This is a genomic window from Tenacibaculum profundi, from assembly GCF_057162725.1.
Window position 1 is genome coordinate 3,227,521 of sequence record NZ_CM169894.1, and the last position, 18,154, is coordinate 3,245,674.

At 32.5% G+C, this 18,154-nt stretch carries 16 protein-coding genes; 7 read left to right on the forward strand and 9 right to left on the reverse strand.

Annotation, left to right across the window (positions count from 1 at the left end):
• Nucleotides 1-39 precede the first annotated feature (39 nt).
• The 5 genes from AC2GW8_RS13050 to AC2GW8_RS13070 all read left to right on the forward strand — a co-directional run bounded on the left by AC2GW8_RS13050 (nucleotide 40) and on the right by AC2GW8_RS13070 (nucleotide 5,494).
• On the forward strand, nucleotides 40-1,215 hold the full coding sequence (locus tag AC2GW8_RS13050; RefSeq protein WP_440880313.1) for a 2-isopropylmalate synthase: 1,176 nt from the start codon (nucleotides 40-42) through the stop codon (nucleotides 1,213-1,215).
• Complete coding sequence (gene leuC / locus AC2GW8_RS13055; RefSeq protein WP_440880314.1) at nucleotides 1,216-2,598, forward strand: 3-isopropylmalate dehydratase large subunit; 1,383 nt, start codon at nucleotides 1,216-1,218, stop codon at nucleotides 2,596-2,598. It abuts the gene before it with no gap.
• Entirely contained in the window at nucleotides 2,599-3,198 is a 600-nt protein-coding gene (gene leuD / locus AC2GW8_RS13060; RefSeq protein ID WP_440880315.1) for a 3-isopropylmalate dehydratase small subunit, read from the forward strand.
• A 21-nt stretch (nucleotides 3,199-3,219) separates the two neighbouring features.
• Nucleotides 3,220-4,335, forward strand: coding sequence for a 3-isopropylmalate dehydrogenase (gene leuB / locus AC2GW8_RS13065; protein ID WP_440880316.1), 1,116 nt, complete (start codon nucleotides 3,220-3,222; stop codon nucleotides 4,333-4,335).
• 292 nt (nucleotides 4,336-4,627) lie between these two features.
• Nucleotides 4,628-5,494 (forward strand): M57 family metalloprotease, encoded by an 867-nt coding sequence (locus AC2GW8_RS13070; protein WP_440880317.1) that lies wholly within the window; start codon nucleotides 4,628-4,630, stop codon nucleotides 5,492-5,494.
• A gap of 252 nt (nucleotides 5,495-5,746) precedes the next feature.
• Here AC2GW8_RS13070 and argH read toward each other — a convergent pair whose 3' ends face one another.
• The 9 genes from argH to AC2GW8_RS13115 form a co-directional block, all read right to left on the reverse strand.
• On the reverse strand, nucleotides 5,747-7,024 hold the full coding sequence (gene argH, locus AC2GW8_RS13075; RefSeq protein ID WP_440880318.1) for an argininosuccinate lyase: 1,278 nt from the start codon (nucleotides 7,022-7,024) through the stop codon (nucleotides 5,747-5,749).
• Nucleotides 7,025-7,142: 118 nt separating this feature from the next.
• A complete protein-coding gene (locus AC2GW8_RS13080; RefSeq protein WP_440880319.1) occupies nucleotides 7,143-8,207 on the reverse strand; it encodes a M20/M25/M40 family metallo-hydrolase in 1,065 nt (354 codons plus the stop codon).
• Nucleotides 8,204-8,983 carry an acetylglutamate kinase gene (gene argB / locus AC2GW8_RS13085; RefSeq protein ID WP_440880320.1) on the reverse strand — a complete coding sequence of 260 codons (780 nt, stop codon included), beginning with the start codon at nucleotides 8,981-8,983 and terminating at the stop codon, nucleotides 8,204-8,206. Before argB ends, AC2GW8_RS13080 begins: the two co-directional genes overlap by 4 nt.
• Nucleotides 8,980-9,927: a Rossmann-fold NAD(P)-binding domain-containing protein gene (locus tag AC2GW8_RS13090; protein ID WP_440880321.1), complete on the reverse strand. Its 948-nt coding sequence runs from the start codon at nucleotides 9,925-9,927 to the stop codon at nucleotides 8,980-8,982. Before AC2GW8_RS13090 ends, argB begins: the two co-directional genes overlap by 4 nt.
• Before the next feature lie 2 nt (nucleotides 9,928-9,929).
• On the reverse strand, nucleotides 9,930-11,075 hold the full coding sequence (locus tag AC2GW8_RS13095; protein WP_440880322.1) for an aspartate aminotransferase family protein: 1,146 nt from the start codon (nucleotides 11,073-11,075) through the stop codon (nucleotides 9,930-9,932).
• Nucleotides 11,072-11,872 (reverse strand): pyrroline-5-carboxylate reductase, encoded by an 801-nt coding sequence (gene proC, locus AC2GW8_RS13100; RefSeq protein WP_440880323.1) that lies wholly within the window; start codon nucleotides 11,870-11,872, stop codon nucleotides 11,072-11,074. Before proC ends, AC2GW8_RS13095 begins: the two co-directional genes overlap by 4 nt.
• A 41-nt stretch (nucleotides 11,873-11,913) precedes the next feature.
• Nucleotides 11,914-12,891 (reverse strand): N-acetyl-gamma-glutamyl-phosphate reductase, encoded by a 978-nt coding sequence (argC, locus tag AC2GW8_RS13105; RefSeq protein WP_440880324.1) that lies wholly within the window; start codon nucleotides 12,889-12,891, stop codon nucleotides 11,914-11,916.
• A 23-nt stretch (nucleotides 12,892-12,914) separates the two neighbouring features.
• Complete coding sequence (locus tag AC2GW8_RS13110) at nucleotides 12,915-14,099, reverse strand: argininosuccinate synthase (protein WP_440880325.1); 1,185 nt, start codon at nucleotides 14,097-14,099, stop codon at nucleotides 12,915-12,917.
• Between the two features lie 24 nt (nucleotides 14,100-14,123).
• Nucleotides 14,124-14,690: a GNAT family N-acetyltransferase gene (locus tag AC2GW8_RS13115; RefSeq protein WP_440880326.1), complete on the reverse strand. Its 567-nt coding sequence runs from the start codon at nucleotides 14,688-14,690 to the stop codon at nucleotides 14,124-14,126.
• A gap of 891 nt (nucleotides 14,691-15,581) precedes the next feature.
• Here AC2GW8_RS13115 and ilvE point away from each other — a divergent pair.
• Both ilvE and ilvD read left to right on the forward strand, forming a co-directional pair.
• Nucleotides 15,582-16,469 carry a branched-chain-amino-acid transaminase gene (ilvE, locus tag AC2GW8_RS13120; protein ID WP_440880327.1) on the forward strand — a complete coding sequence of 296 codons (888 nt, stop codon included), beginning with the start codon at nucleotides 15,582-15,584 and terminating at the stop codon, nucleotides 16,467-16,469.
• Between the two features lie 3 nt (nucleotides 16,470-16,472).
• Nucleotides 16,473-18,149 carry a dihydroxy-acid dehydratase gene (gene ilvD, locus AC2GW8_RS13125; protein WP_440880328.1) on the forward strand — a complete coding sequence of 559 codons (1,677 nt, stop codon included), beginning with the start codon at nucleotides 16,473-16,475 and terminating at the stop codon, nucleotides 18,147-18,149.
• Nucleotides 18,150-18,154 lie beyond the last annotated feature (5 nt).

Here is an 18,154-nt window from a genome sequence, read left to right on the forward strand (position 1 = left end):
ATACATTTGATTTTAGAAACAGATCAAAAGATTTACAATATGTCAAAGGATAAAGTACAAATTTTTGATACCACTTTAAGAGATGGAGAACAAGTGCCAGGTTGTAAGTTAGATACAAAACAAAAACTTGTCATAGCAGAAAGACTCGATAGTTTAGGGGTAGATGTTATAGAGGCAGGTTTTCCAATATCTAGCCCAGGTGATTTTATTTCAGTAAGGGAAATAGCAAAAATTGTTAAAAACGCATCTGTTTGTGGGTTAACAAGAGCTGTTAAAAAAGATATTGAAGTGGCTGGACAAGCCTTAAAAATAGCTCAAAAACCGCGCATACATACAGGAATAGGAACTAGTGAGTCGCACATTAAATATAAATTTAACATTACGAAGGAAGAGGCTATTTTTAGAGCAAAAGAAGCAGTAGCTTATGCTAAGAATTTTGTTGATGATGTTGAATTTTTTGCCGAAGATGCAGGAAGAACAGAAAATTCATTTTTGGCTAAAATATGTGAAGAAGTAATTAAGGCAGGGGCAACAGTGTTAAATATTCCTGATACTACAGGGTATTGTTTGCCTGATGAATATGGAGCAAAAATAAAATATTTAAAAGATCATGTTAAGGGAATAGAAAATGTAACAATTTCATGCCATTGTCATAACGATTTAGGTTTGGCTACAGCCAATTCTATAGCAGGTGTTATGAATGGGGCTCGACAAATAGAGTGTACTATTAATGGAATAGGAGAACGTGCAGGAAATACAGCTTTGGAAGAAGTTGTGATGATTCTTAGACAGCATCCGTTTCTAAATTTAGACACTAATATTAATTCTAAGCTGTTATATGATACCAGTTTGATGGTTCGTGAAAAAATGGGCATGGTTGTGCAACCCAACAAAGCAATAGTAGGCGCAAACGCTTTTGCGCATAGTTCAGGGATTCATCAAGACGGGGTTATAAAAAATAGAGAAACGTATGAAATTATTAATCCCGCGGATGTTGGTGTTACTGAAAGTGCTATTGTTTTAACTGCAAGAAGTGGAAGGGCAGCCTTAGCATACAGAGCAAAGAAAATAGGTTATGAATTAACAAAAGTACAACTAGATAGTGCTTATGAAACTTTTTTAAATTTTGCTGATAAACAAAAAGAAGTAATTGATGAAGATATTCATTTAATTATGCAACAGGTTAATAAAATTTCAAAAATAGCAATAGCTTAAATGGGAAAGACATTATTTGATAAGGTGTGGGATGAACATGTAGTTGAAACAATACCAAATGGACCTCAAGTTTTATATATAGATAAGCATTTAATCCATGAGGTAACAAGTCCTCAGGCATTCAAAGAGTTGGAAGATAGAGGTATTTCAATAGCGCGTCCAGATAAGATTGTTGCCACAGCAGACCATAACACTCCTACGGTAGATCAGCATTTGCCTGTAAAAGATGCACTTTCTAGAAATCAGTTAGAGCAGCTTACAAACAATTGTAAAAAAAATAATATTAAACTTTTCGGACTTGGGCACAAATACAATGGAATTGTACATGTTATGGCGCCAGAATTAGGAATTACCCAGCCAGGTATGACCATGGTTTGTGGTGATAGCCATACTTCGACTCATGGGGCGTTTGGAACCATTGCTTTTGGAATAGGAACAAGTCAGGTAGCACAAGTTTTTGCAAGCCAATGCTTAATATTAGAAAAACCTAAAAGTTTGCGTGTTAACGTAAATGGTAAATTAAAAAAAGGGGTACTTCCAAAAGATGTTATTTTATATATCATTGCAAAATTAGGAACCAACTCAGGGACAGGATATTTTTGTGAATATGCTGGTAATGTTTTTGAAGAAATGTCTATGGAGGGGAGAATGACAGTATGTAACATGAGTATTGAAATGGGTGCAAGAGGAGGTATGATTGCTCCTGATGAAACCACATTTGAGTATGTAAGAGGAAGAGAATTTGCTCCTAAAGATGATGAATATGAAGCTAAATTAGCTTATTGGAAAACACTTAAAACAGATGAAGATGCTTGTTTTGATCAGGAATATTTCTTTAAGGCAGAAGATATTGAGCCAATGCTTACCTATGGAACAAATCCTGGTATGGGACTTAAAATTTCGGAGGTAATTCCAGAAGAAAATGATGCTTCCTTTGAAAAGGCATTGATGTATATGAATTTTAAGAAGGGAAAAAGCTTGATTAATACTCCTGTGAACTATGTTTTTATTGGAAGTTGTACAAATTCAAGAATAGAAGATTTTAGAGTTGCTGCGAGTTATGTAAAAGGAAAGCAAAGAGCTTCCAATGTAAATGCTTGGCTTGTTCCAGGCTCGCAACAGGTAGCAAAACAAATTAAAGAGGAAGGGCTTCAAGAAATATTTGAAGAAGCTGGTTTTAGATTGCGTCAGCCTGGATGTTCAGCTTGTTTAGCGATGAATAATGATAAAATTCCTGAAGGAGAGTATTGTGTATCAACATCAAATAGAAATTTTGAAGGTCGTCAAGGCCAAGGAGCACGAACTATTTTAGCAAGTCCTCTTATGGCAGCAGCAACTGCAGTAGAGGGTAAAATTATAAATTTCACCAAAAAATTAAATTAAATGGATAAGTTTGTTAAGTTAGTTGATACAGGAGTACCTTTGTCCATTGAAAATATAGATACGGATCAAATCATTCCTGCACGTTTTTTAAAAGCTACCGACAAAAATGGGTTTGGAGATAATGTTTTTAGAGATTGGCGTTATCGCAAGGATGGAGATTTGAATACTGATTTTATTTTAAACAATCCAATGTATAGAGGAAGTATTCTAATAGCAGGAGATAATTTTGGTTGTGGATCTAGCAGAGAGCATGCTGCTTGGGCATTAAGTGGATATGGTTTTAAAGTTGTTGTAAGTAGTTTTTTTGCCGATATCTTTAAAGGAAATGCTTTAAATAATGGGATTTTACCTATTCAAGTATCGAAAGATTTTTTGTCTAGGCTTATGGATATAGTTACAATTGATCCCACAGCGAGAATTATAGTAGATCTTGAAGAGCAAACATTAAAAACACCAATCGGAAAAACTAAATTTGAAATCGATTCTTATAAGAAAGTTTGTTTACTCAATGGATATGATGATATTGATTTTCTAATAAGTAAAAAAGATATTATAAAGAAGTTTGAAGAGGAAAACTTAAAACAAACAGTTTTAAGTTGATTGATAAAAATTAAAAAATAAATGAAAGTAAATATAGCCATAATTCCGGGTGATGGAATAGGACCAGAAGTAACTGAGCAAGCTAAAAAAGCTTTAAATGCTATAGCTAATGTTTTTGATCACACATTTTTGTTTAAAGAAGGGTTAATGGGGGCTTGCGCTATTGATGAAACAGGGACTCCCTTGCCAGATAAAACATTGAATTTATGCAAAGAATCAGATGCAGTGCTTTTTGGGGCAATAGGTGATCCTAAATATGATGAAGATCCAACATTAAAGGTTCGTCCTGAACAAGGGTTGCTAAAATTAAGAAAAGAATTGGGACTTTTTTGTAATATAAGACCTGTGAAAGCATACGAGACTTTAATTCATAATTCGCCATTAAAAGAAGAACGTATTAAAGGAACGGATATTAGTATATACAGAGAGCTGACTGGTGGAATTTACTTTGGTACAAAAGAATTAAGTAAAGATGGAACCATCGCAAAGGATGGTTGTACATATTCTGTTGAAGAGATTGAGAGAATTGCACATTTGGCATTTCAAGCAGCCCAATCAAGGCAAAAAAAATTAACTTTAGTTGATAAAGCAAATGTACTAGAAACATCAAGATTGTGGAGAAAAACAGTTACTTCATTAGCAGTCCAGTATCCTGATGTTCGACTAGATTATTTATTTGTTGATAATGCAGCTATGCAGTTAATATTAAATCCAAAACAATTTGATGTCATTTTAACTGAAAATTTATTTGGAGATATACTCTCTGATGAGGCTAGTGTTATTGGTGGGTCGATTGGTTTATTAGCATCAGCATCTATTGGTAAGAATAATGCTTTATTTGAGCCAATCCATGGATCATTTCCCCAAGCTAAAGGAAAAGATATTGCAAATCCCTTAGCATCCATATTATCAGCAGCAATGTTATTGGAGCATCTCGGATTACACGAAGAGGCAGGAGCTATTGATAAAGCAGTTCAAAAATCACTAGAATTAGGGATAACTACTGAGGATATAAATTTTGAAAAACCGTTTTCAACAAGTAAAGTTGGAGATTTTATTGCTGATTATGTTAATAATCAAGAAGATACGGATATTAATTTTCAAAATATCCATATGGGACAGAGTACTATAATTTAGATTCTTTTAAAGATATTTAACACAAAAGCTTATTCATTAAAATTATTTTCAATGAGTAAGTTTTCTTTTTTTAATTACTTTTATGAAGTAAATGTGTTTAATTTATATTTTTTTATTGTTTTGTTTGTTAATATATTAACATAACGTTGTTTTTTTTACATTTAAGTTACTTTTATGTTTAATTTTTGTGTTTTTTTAAGTTAAAGTTATGTTAAGGTTTATTTTTTAGTTAAGAATTGTGTAGTTTGGTTTCGATTTAAAACCCATTCTAAACAATTTAAACGCTAATATTATGAGCAAAGCTAAAATGGCCCTATACTTGGGGCTGATGGCAGGGGGAATCCTTGCGTCGTGTTCTAGTGAAAATGAACAAGTAAATGATTCTAATACTGATAATCAGGCAGTCGAACACCCTTGGACCAAGACCGTACCACAAAAAGTTGTTGATGCGGCGGCAAAACTAGAATTAAACGTCAACCATTTACGATATGACACTTTCTATTTCCCTGATGGGACTTCTGAAGATCGATTGTATGTTGAGGAAGACATTGCTATGACGGAGCAAGAAATTTTAACACTTGCAGCATCCAAAAAAGAAGACAAAACACGTCAATATTCGACCAATAATTTAGTCTCTCAAGGAAGAAATATTTCGATTATAGGTTACACCGGTGGTGGTGGGTATGGTCTTTCTTCAAAAGAAAGAGAAGGTCTACAGTGGGCTGTTAACAACTATAATAGGTTAGGGCTTTCAATAAGATTTACATTAACTTTTGGCACAAATTATAATTCAAAAGATATGGTAGTTTATCACAACCCGAATAATGGAGGTTCTGGAGGTCAAGCTGGTTTTCCTAGCGGAGGCCGTCCTTATAAGTGGATTCAAATTTATGGTTTACAGAATTATTCAACCAATGTTAATGAGCATGTAATTACTCATGAAATTGGTCATGCAATTGGATTTAGACATACGGATTGGTTTAGCCGTCAAAGTTGTGGTCAAAATTCAAATGAAGGATCTGCTGGTGTAGGGGCAAATCATATCGCAGGTACTCCAACAGGTTATGACGCAACTTCTATAATGGTTGCATGTTTTAGTACAAGTGCAGATGGTGAATTTAATAGTAATGATGTAAATGCACTAGAAAGATTATACTAGTTTTTAAATAGATTGTTATAAAAATTTTAAAAAAAGGAGCTCTTAAAAAGAGCTCCTTTTTATTTAACCTTAAATATAAAAGCCCCCCAGCTTTATTACTTAAATTACCTTTTTGACACATAAAAAAAAATAAGTCACATAAATATTTAGAAAAAAAGTAAAAAAAATATGAATTAATTAATAATGGGTGTTTTTTTTTGTTGATTTTTGTTTCGAAATTAAAATTCATTCTATTACCTAACCATAAAAAGATTAAACATCATTTAGCTTTCTATGTATTTGATCTAGGCTAAGATTATGTATGCTTCCTGTATGAATGTGTTTTTTTGATGTATCGGGAATATAAGATCCTTCAGATATTTCATTACCTATTTTTCTGTAGGCTTCTCTGAAGCTCATCCCTTGTTCTACTAAATTGTTTATGTTGTCAACAGTAAATAGATACTTGTATTTTTCATCATTTAGATCAATGTCTTTAACAATGATTTTCTTAATACTAAAATTAAAAATATCTAGAATGTCTTTAAAATCCTCAAAAGTACGTATCATATTTTCTTTTAGTAATTGATAGTCTCTGTGGTAACCACTCGGTAAATTATTAGTTAATAGGAGTGTTTCACTGTAAAGCGCCTGAATTTTATTGCACTTTGCTCTTATCAATTCGAAAACATCAGGATTTTTTTTATGAGGCATTATACTGCTGCCAGTGGTAAGCTCATCTGGAAAAGAAATAAAGTTAAAGTTTTGACTAATATAAAGACATATATCCATCGAAAAACGAGCTAATGTATTTGCTAGGCTTCCCAATGCCATTGCAGCTGTACGTTCACTTTTTCCTCTGCTCAATTGTGCGGCAACAACATTGTATTTTAACGTATGGAAGTTAAGTTCTTTTGTGGTAAATTCTCTATCAATCGGAAATGAACTACCATAACCAGCAGCAGAACCTAAAGGATTTTGGTCTACTATTTTCAAAGCAGCCTTAATAAGATGTAAATCATCAACCAATAATTCTGCATAGGCAGAAAACCAGAGCCCAAAAGAAGAAGGCATGGCAATTTGTAAATGAGTATAGCCTGGTAATAGTTGATTTTCATGATCTTTTGAAAGCGTTAATAAGGTTTCGAAAAGTATTTTTGTTTTTTGTATTATAATCTTAAAATTATCTTTGTAATATAGGTGTAGGGCAACTAATACTTGATCGTTTCTTGATCGAGCTGTGTGGATTTTCTTGCCAATTTCACCACAATATTTAATAAGTTCATGTTCTATCTTTGAATGTATATCTTCAAATGTATTATCAATACAAAAGGTTCCGTTTTCAATTTGATCAGATAAGTTTTTTAATCCTTCTAAGAGCTTAAATTGCTCTCGCTCTGAGATAATATCAGTTTTTGCTAGCATTTTAGCGTGAGCTATAGATGCTTGTATGTCATATGGTGCGATAAACATATCTATTTCTCTATCATTTCCAATAGTGAAATTTTCTATTTTTTTATCCATTTTTATGCCTTTATCCCAAAGTTTCATTTGTTTAATTGTTTGTGGTTAATATTATGTTATTTTAGTAAATGTTGAATAGAAATAATTTAAGCGATTACTCAATGATAACCTTATTATTGATTTGTTTTTACTTTTTGTAATCAATCTATATTAGTACTTTTTCAAGTAATTTTATATACAATTCAATTCCCTCTTTGATTTCATCCAAGAAAATATATTCGTTAGCGCTGTGAGAACGTTTGCTATCTCCAGGTCCAAGTTTTAAAGAAGGGCAATTCAATACTGATTGATCAGATAATGTGGGAGAACCATATGTTTTTCTTCCTAAATTAATGCCAGCCTGAACCAACGGATGGTCTTTTTGTATTGAAGAAGAATTTAAATTCAAACTCCTAGGAGTGATTTTATCACATGGCGCATTTTTTTGCAAAAAATCACTGATTTCTTGGTTGGTATATTTGTCATTAACTCGGACATCGATTACTAATGAAACATTTGCAGGAATGGCATTATGTTGTTTTCCAGCATTAATTTGTGTTACTGTCAATTTAACATCACCTAAGGTTTTGGAAGTTTTTTCAAAACTTATGTTTTGAAACCATTTTAGAGTATTGATAGTATTATAAATAGCATTGTTATTGTTGGGATGTGCTGCATGACTAGGTGTTCCAGTAATTTCAGCGTCAAAAACGACTAATCCTTTTTCAGCAATAGCTAGTTGCATTTGTGTAGGTTCTCCTACTATTGCTACATCGATATGAGGTAGTGTTTTTAGCAAGCTATTCAATCCATTTGGACCGCTGTTTTCTTCTTCGGCAGTTCCAGCGAATATAAGATTATAAGATAGATTATGTTGTTGATAAAAATAGGTGTATGTAGCTAATAATGATACTAAACAGCCTCCTGCATCATTGCTACCCAAACCATATAATTTGCCCTCTTCTATAATAGGTGTAAAGGGGTCTTTAGTGTATCCGTTATTTGGTTTAACTGTATCGTGATGAGAATTTAGTAATAATGTTGGTTTTGATGAATCGAAGTCTTTATGAATAGACCATACATTATTTTTTGTTCTTGTACATGGAATGTTATGGTATTTAAACCAAACTTCTAGTAGCAAGGCGCTTTTTTCTTCCTCTGATGAAAAAGAAGAGACTTCTATTAGGCTTTTTAATAAGTCTATAGCTTTTTGGGTAAGTTCTTGTATCATGATAAATGCAATGATGTATGCTTTTTTTGGCTATTTGTAATCATATCGATAGTTCCAATATTTACTTTAAGTACTTTATTTTTAAGTGCGTGAAAACAGTTGTCCAGTTTAGGAATCATACCGTCAGATATAATTTGTTCTTTTTTGAGTTTTAGATAAGTTTTTAAGTTAATTTTTTCAATTATAGAATCAGATTGATCAACGTTTCTTAGAACTCCATTTTTTTCGAAACAGTAATATAGCTCCGTAACATAGTTCTGTGCTAAAGCAATAGCTACTTCAGAAGCAATTGTGTCAGCATTAGTATTTAATAAATTGCCATTATTATCATGTGTAATTGCACAGAATACAGGTGTAATGTTGTTTTTTAATAATAATTCTATTATTGATGTATTTACTTTAATAACGTCACCAACAAAGCCAAAATCAATAGGTGTTGAAGGTCTTTGAATTGAGGTAATGGTATTAGCATCAGTTCCACTTAAACCTATGGCGTTTAACTTGTTTGATTGAAGTTGAGCTACAATATTTTTATTGATTTTGCCGGCATAAACCATCGTTGCGACATCAAGTGTGTTGGCATCAGTTACTCTTCTACCATCAATCATTTTCACAGGAATTCCGATTTTTTTAGATAGTTCAGATGCTAGTTTTCCTCCACCATGAACTAAAATTTTAGGGGTCTTTATTTCTGAAAAGTTTTTTAAAAAGATATCGAGAGTTTTTTTATTATTTACAATGTTACCGCCTATTTTTATGATTTTTATAGTTTTCACTTTATTTCATTTTTTTGTGTTAAAAGTTTTTTTAAAACTACTTGTGCAGCATAAACTCTATTATTTGCTTGTTCTGTTACTAGAGAGTTCATTCCATCAAGTACAGCGTCTTCTGCTACAATATTTCTGCGAATAGGTAGACAGTGCATGAATTTGGCGTTACCTAAAGTTTTATTAGTTATCATCCAGCTACTATTGCTATGCAGAACTCTACCGTAATTTGAAAAAGAACTCCAATTTTTTGCGTATACAAAGTCAGCATCTTTAAGAGCTTTTTTTTGGTTGTATAAGATAGGTATATCCCCTGTTATATTAGGGTCTAGTTCATATCCAGGAGGGTGCGTGATCATAAAATCAATATTTATTTTTTTTGCTAAATGAATAAAGCTATTTGCGACAGAATGTGGTAGCGCTTTTGGGTGTGGAGCCCATGACAACACTACTTTCGGTCTTTTTTTAGTTTTTTGCTCTTCTAATGTAATGCCATCAGCTAATGCCTGTAAAGGGTGATCTGTAGCGCTTTCCATATTTATAATTGGTACTGTAGCATATTTTTTAAAGCTATTAATAATGATTTCTGAAAGGTCTTTAGTTTTATCAGTTAAGGTAGGAAAAGCCCTGACAGCAATAATATCTGCGTATTGAGATATAACTCTAGCAGCTTCTTTGATGTGTTCAGAAGTATTCAGATTCATTTTAGTACCGTCTTCAAACTCGATATTCCAGGTGTTTGCTATATTTAAAATACTAACTTCCATGCCTAAGTTCTTTGCAGCTTTTTCAGTACTTAATCGTGTACGTAAACTGGCATTAAAAAACAACATGATTAAGGTTTTGTTTTTTCCTAATTCTTTGTATTGAAAAGGATTTCTTTTAAGCTGGATAGCCTTATTAATTATAACATCAAGATTTTGAATGTCATTTAAGTTAGTGTAATGTTGCATCGTTAATTAATTTTTTGTTTTGTACTTATGGTTCTTTTTAGAGCATTAATAAAAACATCAATATGTTTTTTTTGTATTGTTAGTGAAGGAAGTAATCTTAAAAGGTTTGGGTTTTTTGAATTTCCAGTGAAAATATGTTCGTTCAATATCAAAGATTTTCTGATAGAATTTACAGGGAATGAAAACTCTATTCCTAGCATGAGACCTCTACCTTTTATGGAATTTACCTCAGGAATTTCATTCAATTTTTTGATAAAGTATTTTGATGCTGTTTTAACATTAGTCATTAAATCTTCTTTTTGTAAAACATTAATAACAGCTAGTGATGCTGCGCAGGCGAGGTGATTGCCTCCAAAAGTAGTTCCAAGAAGGCCAAAAGAGGCTTCGATTTTTGGATGAATTAAAATACCACCGATAGGAAACCCGTTTCCCATTCCTTTCGCCATAGAAATAATATCAGGCGAAACATTATGCTTTTGATAGGCAAAAAAATCTCCTGTTCTTCCAAACCCTGATTGAATTTCATCCATAATTAGTAAAGTATTGTATTTTTTACTTAATTTCTCCAAGCCCTTATAAAATGAAGTTGAAGCTTCATTTAAACCACCAACACCTTGAATGGTTTCAATGATGATAGCGCATACGTCATTATTCTGTAAGGCTTTTTCTACACCATCTAAGTCCTCAAATTCTAAAAAGATAACTTCTTGTTGCCTATTTATAGGGGCAATTATCTTTGGATTGTCTGTTGCAACTACCGCTGCTGAAGTTCTTCCGTGAAAGGAGTTTTTAAAAGCAATAACTTTCTTTTTTCCAGTATAAAAAGAAGCTAATTTCAAGGCATTTTCATTAGCTTCTGCTCCTGAATTGCATAAAAATAGTTGATAGTCTTTACAGTTAGAAATTGTTGTGATTTCCTTAGCAAGTTTTGATTGTAAAGGATTTTGAATAGAGTTGCTGTAAAAACCAATAGTATTTACTTGATTGGAAATTGCCCTTGTATAGGTTGGATGTGCATGACCAATTGAAATTACAGCATGCCCTCCATACAAATCTAAATATTTTGTATCATTAATATCGTAAATAAAAACGTCTTTCCCTTTAACAGGAGTCACATTAAACAGGGGGTATACATTAAACAAACTCATATTTGTTCTTTTTTTATCGTATTAATTTTATTGAATGAGGCTACCATTCCTTGAATTAAAGCTGCGCTTAAGCCTTTATGTTCCATTTCATTTAGTCCCTCAATAGTACAGCCCTTTGGAGTGGTAACTTTATCTATTTCTTCTTCTGGATGATTTTTAGTTGTTATTAAAAGATTGGCGGCTCCTTCGCAGGTAAACATGGCTAATTCTTGGGCTTCTTTAGCATCAAAACCAAGTTGTATAGCTGCTTGTGTTGTGGCTCGTATTAAACGCATCCAAAAAGCAATTCCACTAGCGCATACTACGGTTGCTGCTTGCATTTGATTTTCAGGGATCACTAAAGTGTTTCCTAATACATTGAAAATTGAAGTAGCTATTTTTACATGTCCGTTGGCATAAGCATTGCTGCAAATGGAGGTCATGGATTTTCCTACAGCAATAGCTGTATTGGGCATAGCTCGAAGAATATTATTGTTTTTACCAATGGTAGCTTCAATTTTCGCTATTGAAAAGCCAGTAATGGTTGAAATTATAATATGTTTATCAGTGAGTATTGGTTTGATATCTAGAAGTATTTTTTCTAGATGCCTTGGTTGAACAGCAAAGATGAGTACTTCTGATTGTTTTACGGCTTCTGCATTGCTAGTACTTAAAAAAACATTTTTATTCTTATTAAATATATCTAATTCGTCTAAATTTCTTTTCGTTAAATAAAGACTTGTGAATGCGTTATTTTGTATTAATCCTTTAGCTATTGACTTGCCTAAGTTTCCTGTTCCTATAATGGCTATTTTCATTGGTATATGTTTAGTTTGATTTTGGTTTATTGTTTTTTTGTTTAGAAATAACTTGCTTTTAACTTTAGTCCAGTTTCTTCTGGTAGATTAAAAAGTAGATTCATATTTTGGATGGCTTGACCGGAAGCTCCTTTTAAAAGATTATCAATCACACTTGTTATTAAAATCTTGTTATCGTGTTTGTGAATATGTATCAGACATTTATTTGTGTTTATAACTTGTTTTAAATGAACTGGCGTTTCAGATACGTGTGTAAAAGGAGTATTTTTATAAAACGAAGTATAAAGTTTTTTAGCTTCCTCGAAACTCCCGTCAAAATCAGTGTATAATGAAACGAAAATTCCTCTTGAAAAATTCCCTCTGTTAGGTAAAAACAGAATATCAGCTTTAATGTTAGATTGTAAGTTTTCTATGGTTTGCCTTATTTCTCCTATATGCTGATGTGTGAAAGGCTTGTAATAAGAAAAATTATTATCTCTCCAAGTAAAATGGGTAGTTGATGACAATGAGGTCCCTGCTCCTGTAGCACCGGTAACTGCGTTAATATGAATATCATTTTTTATTTTTTTTGCATTTGCTATAGGTAATAATGCTAACTGAATAGCTGTAGCAAAGCAACCAGGGTTTGCTATATACTTACTGTTTTTAATAACTTCTTTTTGAAATTCAGGTAATCCATAAACAAATGTTTTGTCTTTGTATATATGATCTTTTTCCAATCTAAAATCATTGCTTAAATCAATGATTTTAGTATTTGAGGAAAAACAAGTTTTAGTTAAAAACTTGTTTGAGTTTCCATGACCTAAACACAAAAACAATAGATCAACGTTTTGATTGATCTCTTTCGTGAATCGAATTTCAGTACTTCCTTCTAGATCTTGATGGATATGTGATATTTTGTTTCCTGCGTTTGATGTACTGTAAACGAAATTAATAACTGCTTCAGGATGTTGTAATAACAATCTAATTAACTCTCCAGCTGTATATCCAGCCCCCCCTATGATTCCTACCTGTATCATGTTTTTAATATTTTTTAAAGGTTTTATGACAGTTGATTTACTTGTTGGTATATTTTATTTTGATTTCCAAAAAGTTTAATAAAACCTTTAGCTTCTTCAGCTGTCCAATCCTTATTTACCTCTCCGTAACTTCCAAATCTTACGTCCATCAGGTCATGAGGAGATTCAATACCATTTAAAGAGAAATGGTAGGGCATTAGAGAAATATAAACATCTCCCGTTACTTTAGACTGACTGCTCTCGAAAAAGGATTCAATATCTCTCATTACTGGATCTAAATATAGTCCCTCATGCAGATGCATTCCGTAAAAATTAGCTAGATATTCTTTGTGTTGCAACTGCCACTTTGTAAGCGTGTGTTTTTCAAGTAGGTGGTGTGCTTTTATTATTATTATTGCAGCAGCAGCTTCAAATCCAACTCTTCCTTTCATTCCAATAATAGTATCTCCTACATGAATATCTCTTCCAATACCATATTTGGAGGCAATTGAATTAAGTTTTTCGATGTTGATGATAGGTTGATTTTTAATACCATTAATTGCGGTTACTTCACCCTTTGCAAAGCTTATTTTTATATTTTGATGTTCAGTTTTCGTAATTTGAGAAGGATAGGCATGTTCGGGTAAAGGCTTTTTTGATGTTAAAGTTTCATCACCACCTATACTAGTTCCCCAAAGGCCTTTATTTACTGAATATTTTGCCTTTTCCCAAGATAGATTAATACCATTAGTTCTTAAATAATCAATTTCTTCTTGTCTAGAAAGTTTTAAATCTCTAATTGGAGTAATAATGTTAATTTCAGGAGCAATGGTTTGAAAAATCATATCAAATCGTACCTGATCATTACCTGCACCTGTGCTACCATGAGCGATATATTTGGCGCCGATCTTTTTTGCATAGGTAATAATTTCAATGGCTTGAATAATTCTTTCGGCACTTACAGAAAGAGGATAGGTGTTATTTTTTAATACATTTCCAAAGACCAAATACTTAACTACTTTTTCGTAGAAATTATTAATAGCATTAATGTTTTTGTAAGTGGAAACACCCATAGTGTAGGCGTTTTTCTCAATTTTCTTAATTTCTTCTTGAGAAAATCCGCCAGTATTTACGCTTACAGCGTGAATTTCATATCCTTGTTTTGCAAGGCTAACAGCACAGTATGAGGTGTCTAACCCTCCACTATATGCAATAACTAATTTTTCCATTTGTAACTGTTTTTTCTAATTTTATTAGGTTATTTCCATTTCTTTTTCTTCCTTATTTTTCAACTGTGTAGTTTTAGGATCGTAGAGCATTCCTGTACATAAGCACATTGTTCTATTGGTTCTTTGTAAGATATCATAATTTACACAGGTTTTACAGCCTTTCCAGAAAGAATTATCATCGGTTAGCTCACTAAATGTAACAGGTTGATAGCCTAGTTCGCTATTCATTTTGATAACTGGTAAACCGGTAGTAATACTGAAAATTTTTGCTTTTGGAAACTTGGTTCTTGATAGTTCAAAAATTTGTTTTTTAATTTGCTTAGCCAATCCAATGCCTCTGTAGGAAGGATGTACAATAAGTCCTGAGTTTGCCACAAATTTTCCATGTTCCCAAGATTCTATGTAACAAAAGCCTGCAAACTTTTCGTTGTCTAAAGCAATTACAGCATTACTTTGTTTTATTTTAGAAATTATGTAATTATGATCGCGCTTAGCAATTCCTGTCCCTCTTTTTTGAGCAGCCTTTTCAATAGTGCTACAAATAATCGAAGCATATGGGCTATGCGATGAATTTGCAATAACAATTTTCATTGGTGTATTTATAATTGAAAATTATTGATTCTTACTTGTTTATTAAATTGATTTTGTTGAGAGAAGAGCCGGACACACCTTAGCTCAATAAATTGAGTATCACCCTTACGGGCGAGGTCGCATTGATAAAGAAGAATAAGTAATGAAGTTATCTAGTATGACAACTTGATTGACTATGATAAAAAGATAAAAAGTTGATTTCAAAATTTGAAAATTAAATTATATAAATACTCAGTGATAAAAAGAAGTGGTTAGCGTAGTGAAAAACACCGCACTAACAAACTGGGTATGATATTATATAATTTGTTTTCTTGCATAAGATTGCAAATTTAGAAAAAATATTTTAATAATTAAAATAAGGAAGTGAAAAATAAGATTCAATTGTAATTTTTAAGAAATAAAATAAAAAATTTTTATTAAGTTAAAAATAATTTGTGTTGTTTGAAAAAAAAAGAGATATTTGCAACATAATGAGTAAAAATATAATAAATATAGTTTCAATTGTCATTATCATTGTGATTATTTCACTTTGTTGATAAGGAGGCGTTTGTTTATAAAAAATATATTGAAAGGCTTCCAAATTTTGGAGGCCTTTTTTAATTAAAGCTAAAATGAGTCAATATTTTAACATTATAAATATCATAATTATCGTCAATATTAACTTGCAGATGGGTTGATACAGATAACTTATGATATTTCAAAAGCCTGTGTCAATTAAAATGATTCAGGCTTTTTTTTGATATATGACCATCATTTATGTTTTTGAGTTAAATTGTTGTTTTTTAGTCTTTTAGGTGTTTTTCTGTATGGCTGAAAATCATTTAAATTATATATGAAAGAATTAAAGTAATGGAATATTAAAATAATTTCGAAAAATTCAAAAAGCAAGGTATGTATTACACAGATGAATCTATAATCTTTTACAATGGAAAGTTCGTTAAGGCGAAAGAGGTTTCTACTAGTACCTATGGTCAAACATTACATTATGGTAATGGTGTTTTTGAGGGTATTCGATCTTACAGTACCTCAATGGGAACAAAAATTTATAAATCAGATCAACATTACGAAAGATTAAAATTTGGTGTTAAGGTCATGGATATTGATTTTGATTATTCTATTCAAGAACTTACGGATATTACCTATAAATTATTAAAATTAAATAATCTGTCGGATGCCTATATAAGGCCTATTGTATTAGCAGGTGAAAATATGGGAGTTTTTTCAGCAAAAGGATCTGATTTGATTATTCAATGTTGGGAGTGGGAAAAGTTAATGGGAGACAGTCTTTTAAGGGTTAAAACCTCAAGGTTTCAGAGACCAAATCCAAAATCATGCTTTGTAGAGGCTAAAGTTACAGGTCACTATATCAATTCTATTTTAGCAAGTAATGAAGTAAAAAAAGCAGGTTTTGACGAGGCTTTACTCTTAGATATGAATAATAATGTAGCTGAGTGCTCGGGTGCTAATATCTTTATGGAAAGAACTGGAGTGATTTATACACCGCCCAAAGGGCATATAATGGCAGGAATAACAAGATCTACTATTATTGATATATGCAAGGAGGAAGGGATTCCTGTGCACGAAAGGCACTTTACTCTTGATGAGTTAAAGCAGGCGGATAATGCTTTTTTTACAGGGACAGCTGCTGAAGTTGTAGGTCTGAAATCAATAGATGAATATGAATTTCCTGTTAAATGGGAAGAGTCTTATGGATATAAATTAATGAAACTATATAAACAAGAAGTGTTAGGACTTCGTGAAAAATGCTTAACAAACTAACAAATGGAGTTAAATAAATTTAGCAAAAGAGTAACTCAAGATGATACCCAACCAGCAGCACAGGCAATGTTACACGCAATTGGGTTAAATAATGAAGATTTAAAAAAGCCATTCATTGGAATCGCAAGTACAGGGTATGAAGGAAACCCTTGTAATATGCATTTAAATGATTTGGCAAAATTAGTAAAGAAGGGAACGAATAACGAAGATTTAGTAGGGTTAATATTCAATACAATTGGAGTTTCAGATGGAATATCAATGGGGACACCAGGAATGCGTTTTTCTTTACCATCAAGAGATGTAATTGCAGATTCAATGGAAACTGTTGTTCAGGCGATGTCTTATGATGGCTTAGTAACAGTGGTAGGCTGTGATAAAAATATGCCAGGTGCATTGATGGCTATGCTGCGTTTAAATAGGCCTTCTGTTTTAGTGTATGGAGGAACTATCGAATCGGGGTGTCATGACGGTAAAAAGCTAGATGTAGTTTCTGCATTTGAGGCATGGGGAGAAAAAGTTGCAGGTAAAATTGATAATAAACAATATCAAAATGTTATTGAAAAAGCTTGTCCAGGAGCAGGAGCATGCGGAGGTATGTATACAGCAAATACCATGGCGTCAGCAATTGAAGCATTAGGGATGAGTTTACCTTATAATTCCTCAAATCCGGCAATAAGCGAGGATAAGAAATCAGAAAGTGTAAGGGCAGGTGAAGCGCTACGGATTTTATTAGAAAAAGATATTAAACCATCTGACATTGTTACTAAAAAATCTCTTGAAAATGCAGTACGATTGGTTACTGTAATGGGAGGTTCTACTAATGCGGTATTACATTTTTTAGCGATAGCAAAAGCAGCAAATGTGAAATTTACACTAGAGGATTTTCAAAGAATTTCAGATACAACCCCTTTTTTAGCAGATTTAAAGCCTAGCGGTAAGTTCTTAATGGAAGATGTTCATCGTGTTGGAGGAATTCCTGCTGTACTTAAGTACTTATTAGAGAAAGATTTACTTCATGGTGATTGTTTGACTGTTACAGGAAAAACATTGGCAGAGAATTTAAAGAGTGTTCCAAGTTTATTAAAAGGACAAGAAGTTATAAAAGCTGTCGAGTCTCCAATAAAAAAGACTGGGCATTTAAGAATGTTATATGGGAATTTAGCCAAAGAAGGGTCTGTAGCAAAGATTACAGGGAAAGAAGGATTGTTTTTTAGAGGAAAAGCTAAGGTGTTTGAGGGGGAGTATGATGCTAATGATGGTATTAGAGATGGTTTGGTTGAGAAAGGTGATGTTGTGGTAATCCGTTATGAGGGACCAAAGGGAGGACCAGGTATGCCAGAAATGTTAAAGCCCACGGCAGCTATTATGGGAGCAGGCTTAGGAAAGGACGTTGCATTGATTACTGATGGTCGTTTTTCGGGAGGAACTCATGGTTTTGTTGTTGGACATATTACACCAGAGGCTCAAGAAGGCGGTGTTATTGCTTTGGTTAAAGATGGTGATATTATCTCTCTTAATGCAGAGGATAATACGATTAATTTAGAGGTTTCAGAAGAGGAGTTAAAGGAGAGAAAAAGTAGATGGGAAGTTCCTCCTTTGAAAGTGAATCGAGGAGTCTTGTATAAATATGCAAAAACAGTTTCATCTGCATCAAAAGGATGTGTAACGGATGAATTTTAGATAAG